The organism is Desulfofundulus thermosubterraneus DSM 16057 (assembly GCF_900142025.1).
Taxonomy (GTDB): domain Bacteria; phylum Bacillota; class Desulfotomaculia; order Desulfotomaculales; family Desulfovirgulaceae; genus Desulfofundulus; species Desulfofundulus thermosubterraneus.
This window is the reverse complement of sequence record NZ_FQZM01000003.1, coordinates 25,511-43,879: the sequence shown is the minus strand read 5'-3', so window position 1 is coordinate 43,879 and position 18,369 is coordinate 25,511. Positions and strand designations below refer to the sequence as shown.

Here is an 18,369-nt window from a genome sequence, read left to right as displayed (position 1 = left end):
TTAAACAATGCTGCGGAGGTCTTGTTACTCCTAAAAAGAAACCCTTGGATTTATTAAGGGTTTCTTTTTCCTTACCCGTATTGCTGCCACTACCAACCCGGCCGTAGCAGCCGGCGGGACGACGGTCATGTTATTTACCATGCGGCCGAACCTCCCCCAGCAACTGCTGCTCAAGGGATACTTCCTTTTCCGGGGGAAGAAGAGGGTGTGCCGGTCAGAGTAAATGGCCAGAGGAATACCGTAACGGGTAACCAGGTCGAAAAGAAGACGCCGGTAACCTTCGAAATCTTCCGTTAGACGGAAAAGGGCGGCCAAAATCATACTGGTGGCGTCGTCCACCGCCAAAAGCAAAACCAGTTTTGGTCCCCTTCCCTCGAGCCAATCATGATGGCTGCCATCGATCAAGACCAGCATCCCAAACTGGGGTTTCCGATGACGACGGCGGTGCAGTTTAGGCGGACGGTGCTTCCGCGGGCTCGGAATGCCGGCGCTTTTCAGGATGCGACCCACCGAAGAAGGACTCAAGGTGATTCCTTCCCGTTCGCAGAGCAACTCGCTAAGAAAAGTATAATTGCACCCCCTATAAATGGTTTGGGCGAGTTGGATGACCTGCTGGCGGGTCTCCTCGGGAACAGCGTGAACCGGCTTGCGGCCCCGGTTCCCATGGACCAGGGCAGCAGGTCCCTGCGACTGGAATTTGGCCTTTAGCTTGTATACCTGACGTTCACTTAAGCCTAATACCAGGGCAGCTTCAAAGGTTGAGATCTGACCTTCCAGAGCCCGCTGCAAAACCAGCATCCGCTTTAGTTCCGTCTGCGACAGGGTAACTATCTCCTTCATACTGACATTTTCACTGACGGATTTTACCCTGACAATATCACAGTCCGACGACACACATTTAAAAAGGGTGTTGACAACAAATCCTCCCTGACTTATAATCTGAACAGCGGCAGATACAGGGGAGTATCTAAGGAGGCAGTGGCGTTTTCTAACGGAAGGTTCCGTTAGGAGGCGTTTTATCCCATAGGTGGAGGTCAAGCAAAGGCGCTTTTTCAGAAGGTGTGTCTTCTGAAGGGTGCCTTTTTACCTTACCAGCAGAGCTCAAAGCAAGGGTGCTTTAAAGGGAGCAACGTTGCTCCATTAAAGCACCCTTTTTACGTTTTACAGGAAACGTCCGGCTGGTGAATTGTTGCCGTTCACCCCGGGTGATAAGATGCAGGCCATCTTCAGCCGTTACAGCAGGATCCGGAGGCTGCGGCGGCTCAAGGTGCAGAAACCAGGGTAGGTTTAGATAGGAGGTTGGTGTAAGTGTACAGGCGAATCATGAATGGCCTTAACCTTTTACCTCTGGTATTGCTGGCCGGACCGGTCTGGCCTGGGCCGATGAAGCTCAAATTGATACGGGAGATACCGCATTCGTTTTTATCTCTGCAGCACTGGTGATGATTATGACCCTGCCGGAGTGGCCCTGTTCTACGGTGGTATGGTCAGGCGCAAGAATACCCTCAGCACGATCATGCAGAGCCTGTTTATCATGGCCTTGATTTCGATACATTGGGTTACACCATCGCCTTTGGTCCTGATAAGGCGCACCTGTTCGGCAATCTGGCCTGGCTGGGGCTAAATGGCGTGGGTCAAGCGCTAAACCCTGATGATGCGTAATAAGAAATTTCGTTTTACGTATCCCTTGCTGACAGGATAACCCTAGTTGAGAGCCAGGGTGGCCAAGAAGACGGGTGTACAAAGTGATTCCACACCTTTGATCCGTAAACTCCGTGCAGGGCTGAACCGTGATTAGTAACTATATTGTTGAAAAAGAACAAAATCAAAGCCAAGCATTTGTCCCTTACCCACAAAGGAGCCGGGACTCAAGCTTAGAATATATATAGGCATAATGTCAGACTATGTCTAAAAGTTTTAGCTTGATAACTTTTCTACTTATTTTGAATAGTAAGACTATTGCTTCGGTAAAAACCAATTAGTTGGGTTGTGATGCGGGGAGGCATTTTTCTTTTATGCTCGAGACGTTATAACTTCCCTTTTGTTTTTACATAGTCGGTGCTTAAACCGGAAACGGGGGGTGATGGTGGGCTAATCAGGATACGGCTGCCCGTATATTTTCGCTGTACGGTAAGGGGCGGTGCAAGGGAGCGTATTAACAAATTTTTAAAACCAGGAGGAGAACTTCCAAATGAAAAAATGGGCCAAGTTGAGAAAAAAACTGGTAATACCGGGCGTACTAGCTATTCTGGTTGCCATGCTATTGGCCGGCTGTGGCGGTGGTAAGACCGAAAGTCAAAAAGGCGCTTCCGACAGCCAGCAAAGTGCCCGGGAGAAAATCATTAGAATCTCGGAGGCCAACGTACCCAATATTGATCCGGGAGTAGGGTCCGACTACGCCAGTTCTATTGCCCTGGCCAATCTTTACGACACGCTGGTTTTTCCCAGCCATGACGGTACTTTAAAACCCTGGCTGGCTACGGGTTGGAAAACCAGCAGCGATGGTCTTACATGGACCTTCAATTTAAGACATGGTGTAAAGTTCCACAATGGAGATGAACTGACGGCGGAAGACGTGGTTTTCTCCATGCAAAGAATGCTTACCCTGGGTGAAGGTTACGGTTATCTCTTCACCGGCGTCGTGAAAGAAGTCAAGGCCCTGGATAATTACACGGTACAATTCACTTTGAAAAAGACGTTTGGCCCGTTCCTTTCCACCCTGGTGAGGCTGTACATCTTAAATAAGGATCAAGTAATGGCCAATATCAAGCCCGGCCCTTACGGGAAGATGGGCGATTACGGCAAGGACTGGCTGATTACCAATGATGCCGGTAGCGGCCCTTATATGGTCAAAGAGTTGAAGAAACAGGAGCACCTTTATGCCGTCAAATTCGACCAGTACTGGGGCGGGTGGGATCAGGACGCACCGGATGCATTTAAGATTATCGGCACCACTGCCCCATCGACAATCCGTACGCTTATGACCCGCAGGGAGTTGGAAATTACGGACCAGTGGCAAACTAAAGAAGCCCTGGAAGCCTTGGACCGGATCCCGGGTGTGAGCGTTAATGCCGCTTTCACCGGTACCATACTTAATATCATGCTCAACACCAAAAAGGCGCCGACCGATGACGTGCATTTCCGGAAGGCCCTGGCCTATGCATTTGACTACGACACCGTGGTCGATAAGCTGTTCCCCGGCTGCCGGAAGGCAAAAGGGCCGGTTTCCTCCGTCCTGCCCGGATTCAATCCCAACCTGACGCCTTATGAACGGAATCTGGAGAAGGCCAGAGCGGAATTGGCCAAATCGAAATATGCCGGCAAGCTGGATGAATATCCTGTTGAACTGGCATGGGTAGCTGAGGTTCCTGATGAAGAAAAAATCGCCCTGCTCTTGCAGTCGAATGCAGCGGAACTTGGCATAAAGGTTAACGTAGTAAAGGTTCCCTGGTTGTCGTTTGTGGATCAGGTGGCGAAGCCTGAGAATACGCCGAATGCCAGCATCGTATTCGTGTCCCCGCATTACAGTGAGGCTGGTTCCATCCTGGAATCACGCTACCACTCCAAATCCACCGGGACCTGGGAGCAGTGTGAGTGGTTGAAGAATCCCGGGATAGACGCGGCCATTGAGGATGCCATCAGCACTCTGGACACCAACAAGCGTTTTGAAAAATACGGGGCTATTCAGGAAAAAATTGTAGACCTGGCTCCGACTATTTGGGCGTTTGATCAGGCCGAGAAAAGAGCTTACCAGGATGAATATGTAGTATGGCCGGCGGCCGATTTAATCAAGCAGGGTAAACCGGTCACTTCTGTGATGGGCTACATGTTCTATTTCCACGATTTCAAGGTTTACCCCAACAAGGTTCCCAAGTAAATTAAGATAACTTGTGCCTGTTCATTATTACAGGCTGTTTTCTGGTGTTAACGGGTGGTGGCGCCCCTTAGCTATCTGGATAAGGAGGGCCACCACACCACACACTATTTGTATTATTGATTGGTGGCTGTAGCCGGCATTTTCAATCCATTGCCTGTCCGGGAAAAACTAGAGCAAAATTTTAGTGGGAAGTACTCATCAAGGACTCCAGGTGCATTATGCATGCTTACACTGGATTGACATAATCTCAGTCACGGATATTGTACTGCCGTTAGGGGGTAATTTATGAAATTGCACTCATATCTTCTGAGAAGGCTCTTGCTTTCCATTTTTGTGCTGGTTGGGCTTTCGATCGTAATATTCATTATTGCCCGCGTCGTGCCCGGCGATCCGGCTAGAATGGCTTTAGGGCCGAGAGCACCCCAGTTTGCGGTGGATGCGTTGCGGGAGGAAATGCACCTGGATAAACCCCTGGTAGCTCAATACTATTACTGGATTAAAGGGGTTGCCACCGGTGACCTGGGCAGGTCACTGGTAACCAAACGCGGGGTACTGGAAGATATCATGGAATTTCTTCCGGCAACCATGGAACTGGTCATGGTATCGGCCATATTTGTGATTGTCTTTTCCATATTGTTCGGCGCCCTGGCGGCCAGGTACAAAGATAAATGGGTAGATAGCGTGATCAGGATTATGGCGTATACGGGGGTTGCCGTGCCGTCATTCGTGCTGGCCGTGCTATTCGTGCTCATATTTGGCTATCTCTGGCCGGTGATACCTGCTCTGGGCCGTCTTAGTGCCGGAGTGCAACCACCCGTGTCCATTACTGGCTTGCTCACTATTGACAGCCTGCTCACCGGTGACTTTCCGGTTTTTTGGGACGCTCTCAAACACCTGTTCCTGCCGGCACTGGCCCTGGCTATCGGTCCTATATTTCAGGAAGCCCGGATTATCAGATCTGCCATGACCGACAACATGGGGAAAGACTACGTGGCGGCGGCGGTGGGATACGGAATTCCAAACCACATCATTATGGGTAAATATCTATTGAAACCATCCCTGATACCGGCTGTTTCCGTAATGGGCCTGGATATCGCTTCCTTGATGGGGAATGCCTTTCTGGTCGAAGTAATCTTCAACTGGCCGGGGATTTCCCGCTATGGCATGGAGGCCATGCTTCGAAAGGATCTAAATGCTATTTCGGCGGTAATTATCGTATTTGGCTTAATCTTTGTCCTGGTAAATATTCTGGTGGACCTTATAGTTGCTTATCTCGATCCACGCATCCGGCTGGGAGGAAAACTTTGATGAATGCCAACTTGCAACCCGCTTCAGATATAAATGTTCCATCTTTTGCAGCCAGGTTTAAAGAGGGGTTTAGAAAAAAATGGTATAAGTTTTCTCGTAATAAATTATCTGTGGCTGGCCTGGTAATCGTGCTGGCCATTGTGATGGCGGCTGTTCTGGCACCTTATATTACTCCTTACCCGGAACATGCCGGAAAATTCGTGGACTATGGCAATGCCAGCCTTGCTCCTTCCGCCACCCACCCGTTTGGCACCGACATTTTCGGGCGTGATATCCTGTCCAGGATCATCTTTGCCTTCCGGGGGGCGTTGTTAATGGCGGTACTGGTGCTGGCCATTGCTGTTCCGGTTGGTGTTTTTTTAGGTTTGCTGGCCGGCTATTACAAGGGAAGTTTACTGGATACCATCATCATGCGCGTCACCGACATTTTCCTATCGGTACCTCCCCTGTTGCTGGCCCTGGCCATTGCTGCAGTTTTAGAGCCGAACCTTACCAATGCCATGATTGCCATTACGATCATGTGGTGGCCGTGGTACACCCGGCTGGTTTACGGCATGGCCACTTCCCTGCGCAACGAATACTTTGTAACGGCGGCCGAACTAATTGGGGCCAGCAAGTTCCACATCCTTTTTCGCGAGATCCTGCCCAACTGTCTTTCACCAATTTTTACCAAGATGGCCCTGGATGTGGGCTGGGTGATTTTAATCGGGGCAGCTTTGAGCTTTGTCGGTTTGGGCGAACAGCCACCTACCCCGGCTCTGGGCCAGATGGTCTCCGATGGAACCCGGTACATGCCCGATCTCTGGTGGATGACTGTTTTCCCATCCCTGGCCATCGCAGTAATGATTTTGGGTTTCAACCTGCTGGGTGACGGAGTCCGGGATATGCTGGCCAAGGGGGAACATGACCATGAGTAACCCTGTTTTAGAAATCAAGAACCTTCATGTTTGGTACCGCACTTACGGCGGTTACTCCAGGGTCCTGGATGGCGTAAACCTGCACGTATACAAAGGGGAAAAAGTGGGACTGGTGGGTGAGGCCGGTTGTGGAAAGACGACTACCATGCGATCAGTATTAAGAATACTTCCCGAGGGACAGGCGCACATACCTGAAGGTCAGATCCTGTACCATGGAAATGACATACTTAAAATGAAACCCCGGGAACTCCAGCAGGTGCGTACCAGAGGCATTTCCATGATTTTCCAGGAACCGGCGGCTGCACTAAATCCGGTTTTTACCGTGGGGACCCAAATGTTTGATGTGATTAAATATTCCGGCTTGAGCAAAGAAGAAAGCAGGAAGGATAACATTAAAAGGCTGGCCATTCAGGCAATAAAGGAGGTGTATATTCCTGATCCCGAGCGGATCCTGAACTGCTACCCCAACCAGTTGAGCGGTGGAATGAAACAGCGAATTTGTATTGCCATGGCCATAGTTACAGCCCGTGAATTACTGATTGCCGATGAACCAGGAACCTCCCTGGATGTAACCATTCAGGACCAGGTGCACAGGCTCCTGAGGGGGCTGGTTGAAAAGAAAGAGATGTCTTTAATTATGATTACCCACTCCCTTGGAGTCGCCCGTGAGTTAACAGACCGCATTTACGTTATGTATGCCGGGAATATTGTCGAAGTGGCTCGAACCAGCGATCTCTTTGCCAACCCCCTTCACCCTTATACCCTTGGCCTGCTGTCGTCCGTGCCCAAGCTTACAGGCGGCGGTGTGGCCGAAGGCATCTATGGGCGTATACCCGATTACCTGCGCCCTCCCGGTGGGTGCCGTTTTCACCCCCGCTGTCCCCGGGCTGTACAGAGGTGCAGGGAAGAAAAGCCCCTTCTTAGAGACCTGGGAGACGGCCACCAGGTAGCCTGTTTTCAGGTATAAGGAGATGAGAAATCATGAATGCACCCATCATGACCATTAACAATTTGAAAATGTACTTTCCGGTGCAAAAATCAAAAGGTAAGCCCGTTTATGTGAAGGCCGTGGACGGGGTTGACTTAACCATCTACAAAGGGGAAATCATGGGCCTGGTGGGAGAATCGGGTTCGGGTAAAAGTACCCTGGCCTACACGGTCATGGGCATGTATAAGCCTACCGGTGGACAGATCATTTTTCAGGGCCGGGATATCAGTATGAGTAGTGACAAACGTCCTCTTTCCTTAAAAAAAGATTTGCAGATAGTTTTCCAGGACCCCGGTTCTTCCTTGAACCCGTCTCATAACATCCGTCAAATTTTGGAGCTGCCCTTGCGGGTACATAAGATTGTCAAGAGAGAAGAGATGGAGAGGAAGATCACGCAAATCTTGCAGATGGTGGAGTTATCGCCTAATTACATGTATAAGTCTCCTGCTTCCATGGGCGGCGGGGAAAGACAGATGGTATCCATTGCCCGTGCCCTCGCTACCGACCCAACGTTCATAATTCTGGACGAACCAACCTCTGCCCTGGATGTTTCCATTCAGGCTAAAATAATTAATATGCTTTTAAAATTACAACAGGAAAAGCAACTAACTTATTTATTTATTACCCATGATTTAAGCTTGATGCGAAACATTGCCACAAGGGTGGCCATTATGTACCTGGGGAAAATTTGCGAAATGGCCGATACCGTTGAATTCTTTAGAAATCCCCTTCACCCCTATACCAGAATGCTTCTTTCCTCTATTCCGGTGGTTTCCGAAGAGGAGGAGGCACTGAAGCCTAAAAAGGTCATCTCTACTGGTGAGATACCTTCCCCGGTAAATGTGCCGCCCGGTTGCAGCTTCCACCTCCGGTGTCCGGAAAAGACTGAGTTGTGTTTCCGGGAAGACCCCGTAATGCTGGAGGTGTCTCCCGGTCACCTGGTGCGCTGTCATGCTTATCAAAAGACTGCCGGTGTTAACGTTGCTTGAAGGTAGTAAGATTTTTCCAGATTTTATCTGGTTTGCATTACCGGGAAACTAATTTTGGGGGGGAATTTAATCCGTGAGTAAGAAACGAATCCTGTTTATTAATCCTGTTGGCCACAATAATTGGGATAGTGCGATAAAAGATTACCTGGAAGAGGCCAGGAGCGAATCCACAATAGTGGACGTTATCTCTCTCCAAAAAGGTCCCCACCACCTGGAGTATCACTACTACGAGGCTTTGATTGGAGTGGATTTGCTTAACACCATTAAACGGGCTGAAAAGGACGGTTACGACGCGGCAGTGATTGGGTGCTTCTATGATCCTTTCCTGGAGGAGGCCCGTGAGATTTGCGAACGGATGGTAGTGACGGCTCCGGCCGAGTCCTCTCTACAACTGGCCAGTGTGCTGGGTGATTCTTTTTCAATTATTGTGGGCAGGAAAAAGTGGATTCCTGCCATGCGGCGCAATGTTTTAAAATACGGCTACGGCGAAAAGCTGGCCTCATTCCGGTCCCTGGAACTGGGGGTGCTGGATTTTCACGCCGATGAATGCCGTACCAGAAACCGGCTGGTGGAGGAAGCACGAAAGGCCGTGGAAGAGGATAGGGCGGAAACGATTGTTTTAGGTTGTACCATGCAGTTTGGTTTCTACAGGGAACTCCAGGAGATGGTGGGAGTGCCCGTTATTGATGTGGTGCTGGCACCATTCAAACATGCCGAGTTTTTGGTTGACTTAAGAGACCGTTTCGGGTGGATGACCAGTAAGGTGGGAGGCTATGAAACACCACCCGCCCGTGAGATAAGGGAGTGGCGGCTGGATGAGCAGTACGCCATGCCAGGGCTCTGGAGCGAAAAGAAGTAGATCCTTTCTTTGCGCTTCAGTTTTAAGCGTTAAAGAGATGGCCCGGTGTTAGTTTGGTTTGCAGCCGGGTGGTGTACTGATTATAGAAGCGTCTGAGTTCCTTCCCGTGAAGGGAGGTTTGAATATGGATGTATTTTCGAAAAGGGTGGCCAGGGTGCAGCAGTTAATGGGCCGCAAAGGCATTGACTACCTGGTTCTGGCTCCCACCGCCAATATGTTTTACCTGACGGGGTTGAAAACAGTAGCCGATGAACGCCTTCAGGTTGCCGTATTGCCGGCGGAAGGTCCCTTAACGTTGGTTTTGCCTGAGATGTATAAAGAATATGCCGCCAAGATCCATGGGCATTACCGCTTGCTTACCTGGCCCGATCACCAGGACCCGGTGGAGCTGGTCATGGCGGCGGTAACCACAAAACAGGGGCGGGTTGCGGTAGATGAAAAAATGTGGGCGGGCCATTTCTTGAGCATTATGCGGGCTTTCTCCGGCTTTCAATTCGTGGCCGCCCGGGATGTCATGTCAGAAGTGCGTGTTTGCAAAGACGAAACAGAGCTGACCCTGCTGGAGCAGGCAGGAAAGCTGGTGGACCGGGTAATGGGTGAAGTGCTGAAAGAAATGAGGGAAGGTGTTACGGAGAAAGAACTGGCCCTATTTATTGAGAACACCATTAAGGCGTTGGGCGCTGAAGATATTTCCTTTAAGCCCATTGTAGCTTCAGGCCCTAACGGTTCTTTGCCGCATCACATCACCGGCGATCGAAAACTGCAAAAGGGTGATTTTATCGTCCTGGATTTCGGTGCGGTGGTGGGGGGGTACTGTTCGGATATTACCCGTACATTTTGCCTGGGTAAGGCCACCCCGGAGGGAAAAGAGGTTTACCGCGTGGTGCAGGAGGCCAATGAGCTGGGCTTTCAGTCGGCCAGGGAAGGTGTTCCCTGCGGGGATGTAGACAGGGCTGCCCGGAGCTTAATCTCCCGTGCAGGCTACGGGGACTACTTCATTCACCGGACCGGTCACGGCATTGGCCTGGATTATCATGAGGATCCCTACCTGGTTGAAGGAAACACCACTCCCCTCCGGCAGGGAATGGTTTTTAGCGTGGAACCGGGGATCTACCTGCCCGGAAAACTGGGCGTGCGCATTGAAGATATTGTGGCCGTAACCAGTGACGGCCCAATCCGCTTGAATAATTTTCCCAGGGAACTGATCGAAATATAGGGTCTGTTCATTGGAAAGGAGGTGGTTCGAGTTGAAGATTGTGAAGAAGAACCAGTTTTGCGCTGTCGTTGATGAAAGCTACCCTTTGAAGCTCTTGATTTCCGGGAGGGAGCACGGCGCAAAAAACTGTCAGGTAGGAATCGCAGTGTTGAAACCGGGCCAAAGGCTCCCGGTTTCGGGTTATTCCCGTCATGCCTCCGAGGAAGTTTCCTATATCCTTACCGGGAAAGTCCGGTTAGATACTGATACCGGCAGTGAAATAGCAGAAGAGGGAGATCTGGTGTTTATGCCTGGGAACAAGCCCCATGCCAGCACCAATATATCTCAGGGAGAAGCAAAAATATTGTGGTTTGTTACTCCGCACACAGTACCCGAAAATTAGAGGCCTGGAGGGTTGTTCATGAGTTTAAGAATCGCAGTTGACATTGGAGGAACCTTCACTGACTTCGTGTGCCTGAATGAAGAAACCGGTCAGGTAATTGATGAAAAAGCCCACACCACTCCGGAAAACTTTGCCAACGGGGTAATTAATGCCATTAAGAAAACCGGTATTGATTTAGCAGAGACCGTGTATTTTGTACATGGTACCACCGTGGTGATTAATGCCGTTACGGAAAGAAAAGGGGCCAAAACGGCTCTGGTCACTACCAAAGGTTTCAGGGACGTACTGGAAATCGGCAGGGCCAACCGGCCTGATTTATATAATTACTTTTATAAGAAACCCCGTTCTTTTGTTCCCAGACACCTGCGGTTTGAGGTGGATGAGCGCCTCAATTATAAAGGCGAGGTGCTGAAAGGTGTCTCGGAAGATGAAGTGGTAGAAATAGCCAGAAAGATCAAGGAAGAGGGTGTCGCAGCGGTTGCAGTATGTCTTTTACATTCCTATGCCAATCCAGAACAAGAACGGATGGTCGGACGCATTCTGGCCAGGGAATTGCCGGGGGTCGAGATTACAATCTCGTCAGACTTGATTAAGGAATGGCGTGAATATGAGCGGACGAGCACGACCGTACTCAATGCCTATGTGAAGCCGGCGGCCACCAGGTACCTTGATACCCTGCAGGAACGTTTGGAGGAAATGGGTCTCAAGGTAGAACCTCACGCCATGCTTTCCAACGGAGGAACGGCCACTTTTGCCCGGTCCAAGGAAGTGCCAATCACCCTGATCGAGTCGGGGCCCGTAGGAGGAGTGATCGGTGCTGCCGCCCTGGGCAAAATTATCGGCGAGGAAAATTTAATAACTTTCGATATTGGTGGTACTACGGCCAAGACCTCTTTAATCAGCAGGGGCGAGGTTAAGATCACTACCGATTACAAGCTGGAATGGACACCCAAATTTGCCGGTTACCCTGTAAAAACTCCTATTGTGGACATTATCGAAATTGGGGCTGGCGGGGGTAGCATTGCCTGGATAGATGATGTAGGTGTGCTGAAAGTAGGTCCTCAAAGTGCTGGAGCGGACCCTGGCCCTGCTTGTTACGGCCTGGGCGGAACTCAGCCCACTCTGACTGACGCCAATTTAATAGCAGGCCGGATTGATCCCGGCAGTTTCCTGGGTGGGGAATTTAAAATCAACCCCGAGCTGGCCAGGAAGGCTATGGAACCAATTGCCAGGCATTTCGGAATCAGCATTGAGGAAGCCGCGCTGGGTGTGATTAAAACGGCCAATAACAATATGCTGAACGCTTTAAAGCTCATTTCCGTGCGCAGGGGTTACGATCCCAGGGATTTTGTCATGGTGGCCATGGGCGGAAACGGGGCTGTTCATGGGCCATTCCTGGCTGCCGAGTTAAAGGTGGGCAAGCTCATTGTTCCAAATATGCCGGCTACCTTCTCAGCCTGGGGAATGTTGATGACCGACCTGAGGCAGGATTTCATCCAGACCCAGATTATGCCTGTGAACGGATGCGATCTGGATAGGGTGAATGCTATTTACCAGGAAATGGAGCAGGAAGCAATGGCCGTTTATGAAAAGCAGGGTATATCCCCCGGTGATATTGTGTTTGTCAGAACAGCAGATCTGCGCTATATTGGCCAGGAACACACGGTCAGGACTCCGGTTGGTAACGGTATTATTCGAGAAGAAGACCTGATTACCATCAGGAAGGCTTTTGATCGCAACCACCATCAACAGTACACTTTTAGCCTGGATTACGCTCCGGCTGAATTTGTCAATTTCAATTTGACTGCTTTTGGAATGGTCAAAAAGCCGGAAATAAAGAAAGTGCCTCCTGCCGGTTCCCTGCATGATGCCATCAAAGGAGAAAGAGTTATCGACTTTGATGAGCACGGGCGGTTGATGAGCAAGGTATACGACAGGGGCATGCTGGGGCCGGGTCATAAAATTCAGGGGCCGGCGGCCATAGAAGAACCGAAGTCGGTAACCATCCTTTACCCCGGTCAAACTCTGGAAGTAGACGATTACGGCAACCTGATCATTTATACGGGGGTGTAAGACTTATGGCAAAAGTAGATCCATTCACTAGAGAAAACATAGCCCAGGGTTTGATTGCAGCAGCGGAAGAAATGTTTCTTACCTGGGGCCGTACCAGCCAGAGTACCATTATCTACGAAGTGCTTGACTATGCCTGCGGCCTGACCGATGCCAGAGGAAATCTCATTGCTCAGGCCAACGGAGTCACCGGCTTTTTGGGAGCAATTACTTATTCGGTTATTTCAACGCTGGAAAAGTTTGGTCCGGAGAATTTAAAGCCGGGGGATATCATTCTCACCAATGATCCCTTTACCGGCAGCGGCACCCACCTGTGCGATGTATCGGCTGTTTTACCCATTTTTTACGACGGGGAACTGGTGGCCTTTGCCGCCAATAAAGGGCACTGGAATGAGATTGGCGGCAAAAACCTGGGCAGCTGGTCTACAAATGCCACCGAGATTTATCAGGAGGGCCTGCAATTCCCGGTAATTAAAATTTATGAGGAAGGAAAATTAAACGAGGCAGTCAGGGATATGATTGCTGCCAATTGCCGTACTCCCGACATGACTCTCGGGGATTTATATGCCCAGACGGCTTCTTTGCGTATCGCGGAAAAAAGGGTGCTTGAGCTCTTCGACAAGTATGGTAAAGACGCTGTCATGGAAAGTATAAAGACATTGCTGGAGAACGGCAGAAAGCTGGCTCTTAAAGAGCTGGCCAAAATGCCCAAGGGCACCTTTGAGGCGGAAAGCTATATTGATGCCAATGCTAATGGTCTGGGCGATGTTTATATCAAAGTTAAGGTGACCATTACAGATGACAGTTTTGTGGTGGACTTATCGGAGTCGGGGAACCAGATTGCCGCTCCCATCAACTGTACAAAATTTGGGGCCTACTCTGCCGGAAGAATTATTTACCATGCCCTGCTGAATCCCGACGCCGAGCCCAACGAGGGTTTTTATTCCCCGTTAAAAGTAATTGTGCGTGAAGGCAGCGTTTTTGCCGCCGTGCGACCGGCCCCGGTTTCCACCAACTGGGAGGCTTTGTCTCATATTACAGACCTGGTGGCGAAGGCGTTGGCCCCGGTGATACCGGAGAGAATAACGGCCGGCCACTTTTTAAGCATTATCGGTACCATCCTGGCCGGAATCGAAGATGAAACCGGGCAACCCTTTGTCCTGTGTGAACCCCAGGCCGGAGGATGGGGTGCCGGATATAACAAAGACGGTGAAAACGGCCTGGTGGCCATCGCCGATGGGGAAACGTATATGATTCCTGTTGAGGTTGCGGAGTACAAGTATCCCATTATAGTCGAACAGTATGCTTTTAACCTCAATACCGGTGCCGGTAAATTTAGAGGGGGCTGCGGGTTGATCAGGGATTACCGCTTGCTCAACTCGAATGCCGAATTGACAACTATTGTCAGCAGGCACAGGATTCCACCGTGGGGATTTGCCGGAGGAAAGGACGGCTCCCCCAACGTGGTGGAAATTCACCCTGCAGATGGTTCAGAACCCATTATTGGTGCCACTTTCTCCAATTATCCCATGCGTAAAGGTGATTTAGTAAGATTTATTAGCGGTTGTGGGGGCGGTTATGGAGATCCCCTGGAGCGTCCGGTGGAAAAAGTATGGCAGGACGTCAAAGACGAATACATTACCATTGAAGCGGCAGCCAGGGAATACGGTGTGATCATCGATCCGGTGACCCTGGAAATCGACCGGGAGAAAACAGAAAAACTGCGGGAAGAAATGAGCAGGCAGAATTAAAGGGTATGAGGTGCGGCCACCGGTGCCGCACTTTTTGTTTTAACTTTTCTATCCATGGGGAGGGGTTAGAATTGTAAATCAAGAATTAATAAGTAGAGGCGGACAGGAGTGAGATTAAATGAAGGGTATAACTGTCAACGAGGCCCTGGAGCTGTTAAAAGGCCACGGTGTTATTTTGAAAGCGGGGCGTAACGGTTTATCCAGGATCATTGAGACAGTGAGCGTGCTGGAAGTAACGCGGTACCAGGACTGGGTACGCGGGGGAGAGCTTTTCCTGACTACACTTGGGGCTTTCCCAGCCCGGGAGCAGGTTTATGATCTCATAAGGGACTTGAGCAGAGCAGGTGTGACCGCCCTGGCGGTGCACCCGGGCCATAACCTGGAAGTAGCCATGGATGATTGTGCCTTCCAGCTGGCGGAAGAACTTAATTTTCCCGTCCTTGTTCTGCCCAGGAGCATTCCCTACAGCACCGTATTTTCCGTTGTGATGGGCGCCATCCTTAATAAGCAAAAGATGTTGCTGGAAAAATCGTTGCAGATAAACACATATTTGACGGATATTCTCCTGGCCGGAGGGAGCTTTGAAAAAATAGCCCTTTCCTTACAGAAACTCATAAACAGGCCGGTTATGATTACGGATAGCTCCTTAAAAGTCTTGGCCGTTGCAGGGACTGATAAGGTTTTAGCAGGCGATTTTACCAGGGAAGCTCTGGATGTTTTGAGACAGCTGCACTCATCTATTCCTGCAGATGATGGGTTTCCTCTGGAAGGAAGCCTGGGAATCAGGACATACAACAGACCGACTTCTATCCCCAATGTGCAGTTGTTATTAACAAGGGTAGCGGTCGGACGGGAACTTTACGGGTATGTGGTTACTCCTGCAGGCACTGGTAGGGATGGGGAATTCGATATATCAGACGTAGCTTTAACTCATGCTGCCACGGCAGTTGCCCTGGAGGAATCGAAACGAAGGGCAATCAAAAGAGCGGAAGACAAGATGAACATTGAGTTCTGGGAGGATTTGCTTTACAATCATTATGATTCTGAAGAAATTATTATCCAGCGCGCTCAACACCTTGGTTTTGAACTGAATGGAAAACGGGCCGTCATGATTGTGGCTATTGACCGTTTTGAAGATTACTATTTGGAGGGAGGGGAAATTCTTTTTCAGGAGCTAAAGAACCAGTTATGCAGAATAGTGAGGGTTTCTGCCCTGTCCCGGAATCAAAAAAATATAGTCATTCCTAAAAGCGACGGCATGATCGTTTTGATGCACATAGCCAGGGAAGTTAAACCAGAGTCAATCAAATCGATGCTCTTTCACCTGGCCCAGGAAATTACTGCTGAAGTGAACAGGATGTTGGGCAAAGTTACGGTGTCCATAGGAATTGGCAGGTGTTGTGACAGATTGACCGGGGTGGCACAGAGTTATCACGAAGCAGAACAGGCATTGAAAATTGGCCGCAGGGTGCAGGGCGGTAACGGTATATTTGACTTTGAACAGCTGGGTATTTATGCTTTACTTTTATCTTTTGGTAATAATGAAGTTAAAGAGTCCTGCCGTCAGAGGTTGGCCAAATTACTGGAATATGATTCCGCCAATAAGGCGGAGTTAATCAAAACCATGGAAGTATACCTGGATTACAATGAAAACATCTCTAGGACTGCCGAAAAGCTCTACATTCACCCCAATTCGGTAAAATACCGCCTGGAGCGCATCAAAGAGATTCTGGGAAAGGACCCTTTTTGCAATGGGGAAGAGAAATTATATTATTATCTTTCTTTGAAAGCGTTAAAAGTATTGTAGGAGAACGGTTGTTCCGTCTATTTTATAATATAAAAGCATAAAAGCCGGTTTTTCCTGCCGAAAAACCGGCTTTTCAAATATTGGACAGCTCAATACCACAACAGTATTCCTGCAAAAACTGCTCCGGTCCTGACTACCTGGTGTTCCACGGCCCTGACCATGTACTTTTTCAGTTCCAGCCTGCGCGTGGCAAAAGCCTCCTCCACCATTTGCCGGATGATCCTTTCCGCTTCCTGGCGGGAGGTGTGGCCAGAATACTCCATAATTACGCCAAAACCTTCCTCGGGGATGCCCACGGCTACGGCAGCGGCAATTCTGTCTCCGGGGGTGGTGGAGGTAGTTGCACCGTAGGCTACAGGTACCAGTGCTCCGGGGGGCAGGGTTAATTCTTCCACATATTCGGCACCGGGCGGTAGGATGCTGCTTACCCGGATCAGGTTTACGTTTCCCGCTCGGGCTTCCAGCAATGCCCGGTCAAAGGCGTTTAAAGGCGTCTGCCCTTCACCGGCTCCTGCCACCAGGGTAAATTTGGTTGGTGTTGGTAGCAAAGTGTTCCCTCCTATCATAGTTAGGCTGCTCTGTCTTGTGCCTCCTTTTTTACCTTAATGACCACAATGGGTGTTTGCTGGTCGTCGTTGCCAAAGGGGTTGTCTACCAGCGATTCTTTAGCTATTTTGACGCTGGCGGGGCTGGTTGCAGCCAGTATATCCACGCATTTGATATCGTTGACGTCGGCAATTACTACATCGGCACCGGTGACTTCCTTGATGGCGGCCACAATCTTGCCCGGTTTTTGGGGGCCGAGAATGATATGCCTTTCATAGGGCCACATGGTGCCGGCAATATCATCGATAAAAGCCAGTTCCCGGCCGGCCACCAGGTAGAAAAAGCCACGCCTGCCTATGAGCCGCCCCAGGGCTGCGGCCATGCAGCCCAAGAGAATTCTGATGGTCCCTGCTTCCCTGATGGCCAGTTCCATGGCCGGTGGGGTAGCCAGGCTACCGTGTTTACCCGGGAAGCGGCACAGAAAGCGGGCCAGCAAGCCCGGCTGAACTTCCTCGGGTAAGATGGCTCTTTTCTGGGTAATGGCTACCACACTCTCGGCAATGGCAATGATATCCCCCGGCTCCACCACCCCTTCGGTGTAACGTTTGGCCAGCTCGATGATGTTATCCTGTTCGGTAATTACATGGGTTCGAATGGGGATGGTATAGCAGGGCATACACATCATCACCTCTCACCGTGCTCCTGGTATTTGCCCGGGCCGGTTAAGGAGCTAATATCAGGTTATACCGGAAGGTTAATTATGTGCCTGTCCCTCTCTCTCCCATTTTTTAACGATCTGGAACGGCAATGATCAGGGCCACATTCCTGATCAGATAGGCAGCCGGTAGAAAAAAGACCTGGGCCAGAATAGTCCCCAGCACCCTGGTTAAACACAGGTAATAAACCATTTGCCGGACATCCCTTTGATCCCTGGTTCCCCGCAGGGCCTGGTCGGTAATCATGGCGGCGGTCGGGTCCACGATCATGGCCGAAAGAATGGTGGCCACGCCGTTCACCACGCCTGAAAGAAGGCTGGCCGTTGAACGGTATTCGGGCAACAACGCGCCGGCATACAGGGCCGATAACACCCCCGTGGTCCAGATGCCGATGACCATGGTATTGGCGATTAAAAAAGCCAAAGGTATGTTTTGTGGACGCCCCGGAAACGATGCTCTCAGGGCGCCGAGGTATCCGGGTCTTTTGCGCATGGTTCTGACCAACAGGTGCGGCGAAAGGAGGATAATAATCAGGCGGGGAATGGAACCGGCTTCTTCAAAGAGAAAAATCACCCGGGTAAAAACATAATTAAAGGCCGGAGTTAGTAGCACTCCCAATACTGTACCCACGGTGGCGGAAAAAATAACCAGGCGTATATCCATGCTTAGCTGGGTGAGCTGGTGGTGATACAAAGGTGACTCGAGCAAAGAACCGGAAGCGTGCTTCAGGCCGGTATTGATGGTTTTTTCCACCACGGATGATAACAGGGGGGCCTGAATAAGGTTGGCCGTGCTGGCCAGTAGAGAAATAATTTGAAATAAGGAAAAGGCCGTAGCCAGCCGGCGCGTGGTCACCCCTGAAAGGCGTACAGCGTAAACTAATGTATCAGTTAAATGAATAATTGCCGTTAAAACGGCAATCAGAAGCACCCGGTCGATTATT

At 50.2% G+C, this 18,369-nt stretch carries 15 protein-coding genes; 11 read left to right on the top strand and 4 right to left on the bottom strand.

All coding sequences use genetic code 11. The features are described from left to right. Window positions 1-30 precede the first annotated feature (30 nt). Window positions 31-840: a helix-turn-helix domain-containing protein gene (locus BUA65_RS00225; protein ID WP_207543831.1), complete on the bottom strand. Its 810-nt coding sequence runs from the start codon at window positions 838-840 to the stop codon at window positions 31-33. Window positions 841-2,191: 1,351 nt separating this feature from the next. On the opposite strand from BUA65_RS00225, the gene BUA65_RS00220 reads away from it, so the two are divergent. The 11 genes from BUA65_RS00220 to BUA65_RS00170 all read left to right on the top strand — a co-directional run bounded on the left by BUA65_RS00220 (window position 2,192) and on the right by BUA65_RS00170 (window position 16,164). Further along, window positions 2,192-3,877, top strand: coding sequence for an ABC transporter substrate-binding protein (locus BUA65_RS00220; RefSeq protein ID WP_072866761.1), 1,686 nt, complete (start codon window positions 2,192-2,194; stop codon window positions 3,875-3,877). Between the two features lie 285 nt (window positions 3,878-4,162). After that, complete coding sequence (locus tag BUA65_RS00215; RefSeq protein WP_072866760.1) at window positions 4,163-5,185, top strand: ABC transporter permease; 1,023 nt, start codon at window positions 4,163-4,165, stop codon at window positions 5,183-5,185. Then, window positions 5,185-6,102: an ABC transporter permease gene (locus tag BUA65_RS00210; protein ID WP_072866759.1), complete on the top strand. Its 918-nt coding sequence runs from the start codon at window positions 5,185-5,187 to the stop codon at window positions 6,100-6,102. The genes BUA65_RS00215 and BUA65_RS00210 overlap by 1 nt, the downstream gene beginning before the upstream one ends. Next, entirely contained in the window at window positions 6,095-7,069 is a 975-nt protein-coding gene (locus tag BUA65_RS00205; protein WP_072866758.1) for an ABC transporter ATP-binding protein, read from the top strand. Before BUA65_RS00210 ends, BUA65_RS00205 begins: the two co-directional genes overlap by 8 nt. Before the next feature lie 14 nt (window positions 7,070-7,083). Further along, complete coding sequence (locus BUA65_RS00200) at window positions 7,084-8,079, top strand: ABC transporter ATP-binding protein (RefSeq protein WP_072866757.1); 996 nt, start codon at window positions 7,084-7,086, stop codon at window positions 8,077-8,079. A 73-nt stretch (window positions 8,080-8,152) separates the two neighbouring features. Next, window positions 8,153-8,938 carry an aspartate/glutamate racemase family protein gene (locus BUA65_RS00195; protein ID WP_072866756.1) on the top strand — a complete coding sequence of 262 codons (786 nt, stop codon included), beginning with the start codon at window positions 8,153-8,155 and terminating at the stop codon, window positions 8,936-8,938. Window positions 8,939-9,062: 124 nt separating this feature from the next. Continuing rightward, the gene (locus BUA65_RS00190; protein WP_072866755.1) at window positions 9,063-10,154 is read left to right on the top strand and encodes a M24 family metallopeptidase; all 1,092 of its coding nucleotides are present in this window, start codon (window positions 9,063-9,065) and stop codon (window positions 10,152-10,154) included. A gap of 40 nt (window positions 10,155-10,194) precedes the next feature. Further along, window positions 10,195-10,536 (top strand): cupin domain-containing protein, encoded by a 342-nt coding sequence (locus tag BUA65_RS00185; protein WP_242656197.1) that lies wholly within the window; start codon window positions 10,195-10,197, stop codon window positions 10,534-10,536. Between the two features lie 18 nt (window positions 10,537-10,554). After that, a complete protein-coding gene (locus tag BUA65_RS00180; RefSeq protein WP_072866753.1) occupies window positions 10,555-12,609 on the top strand; it encodes a hydantoinase/oxoprolinase family protein in 2,055 nt (684 codons plus the stop codon). A gap of 5 nt (window positions 12,610-12,614) precedes the next feature. After that, window positions 12,615-14,357, top strand: a complete 1,743-nt coding sequence (locus BUA65_RS00175; RefSeq protein WP_072866752.1) for a hydantoinase B/oxoprolinase family protein — start codon at window positions 12,615-12,617, stop codon at window positions 14,355-14,357. A 118-nt stretch (window positions 14,358-14,475) separates the two neighbouring features. Further along, window positions 14,476-16,164, top strand: coding sequence for a PucR family transcriptional regulator (locus BUA65_RS00170; RefSeq protein WP_072866751.1), 1,689 nt, complete (start codon window positions 14,476-14,478; stop codon window positions 16,162-16,164). Between the two features lie 89 nt (window positions 16,165-16,253). Here the strand turns inward: BUA65_RS00170 and BUA65_RS00165 are convergent, their stop codons facing one another. From BUA65_RS00165 to BUA65_RS00155, 3 genes are all read right to left on the bottom strand, one after another. Beyond that, window positions 16,254-16,712, bottom strand: coding sequence for a pyruvoyl-dependent arginine decarboxylase (locus BUA65_RS00165; RefSeq protein ID WP_072866750.1), 459 nt, complete (start codon window positions 16,710-16,712; stop codon window positions 16,254-16,256). A 20-nt stretch (window positions 16,713-16,732) separates the two neighbouring features. Next, complete coding sequence (locus BUA65_RS00160; RefSeq protein ID WP_072866749.1) at window positions 16,733-17,386, bottom strand: coenzyme F420-0:L-glutamate ligase; 654 nt, start codon at window positions 17,384-17,386, stop codon at window positions 16,733-16,735. A gap of 112 nt (window positions 17,387-17,498) precedes the next feature. After that, window positions 17,499-18,365: a lipid II flippase Amj family protein gene (locus BUA65_RS00155; RefSeq protein WP_072866748.1), complete on the bottom strand. Its 867-nt coding sequence runs from the start codon at window positions 18,363-18,365 to the stop codon at window positions 17,499-17,501. Window positions 18,366-18,369 lie beyond the last annotated feature (4 nt).

What these genes read in the sequence shown, in the direction of transcription:
- BUA65_RS00220 (WP_072866761.1), top strand. Translation starts at nt 2,192, where the DNA reads ATGAAAAAATGGGCCAAGTTGAGAAAAAAACTGGTAATACCGGGCGTA.
- BUA65_RS00215 (WP_072866760.1), top strand. Translation starts at nt 4,163, where the DNA reads ATGAAATTGCACTCATATCTTCTGAGAAGGCTCTTGCTTTCCATTTTT.
- BUA65_RS00210 (WP_072866759.1), top strand. Translation starts at nt 5,185, where the DNA reads ATGAATGCCAACTTGCAACCCGCTTCAGATATAAATGTTCCATCTTTT.
- BUA65_RS00225 (WP_207543831.1), bottom strand. Translation starts at nt 840, where the DNA reads ATGAAGGAGATAGTTACCCTGTCGCAGACGGAACTAAAGCGGATGCTG.
- BUA65_RS00175 (WP_072866752.1), top strand. Translation starts at nt 12,615, where the DNA reads ATGGCAAAAGTAGATCCATTCACTAGAGAAAACATAGCCCAGGGTTTG.
- BUA65_RS00160 (WP_072866749.1), bottom strand. Translation starts at nt 17,386, where the DNA reads ATGCCCTGCTATACCATCCCCATTCGAACCCATGTAATTACCGAACAG.
- BUA65_RS00200 (WP_072866757.1), top strand. Translation starts at nt 7,084, where the DNA reads ATGAATGCACCCATCATGACCATTAACAATTTGAAAATGTACTTTCCG.
- BUA65_RS00170 (WP_072866751.1), top strand. Translation starts at nt 14,476, where the DNA reads ATGAAGGGTATAACTGTCAACGAGGCCCTGGAGCTGTTAAAAGGCCAC.
- BUA65_RS00190 (WP_072866755.1), top strand. Translation starts at nt 9,063, where the DNA reads ATGGATGTATTTTCGAAAAGGGTGGCCAGGGTGCAGCAGTTAATGGGC.
- BUA65_RS00205 (WP_072866758.1), top strand. Translation starts at nt 6,095, where the DNA reads ATGAGTAACCCTGTTTTAGAAATCAAGAACCTTCATGTTTGGTACCGC.
- BUA65_RS00180 (WP_072866753.1), top strand. Translation starts at nt 10,555, where the DNA reads ATGAGTTTAAGAATCGCAGTTGACATTGGAGGAACCTTCACTGACTTC.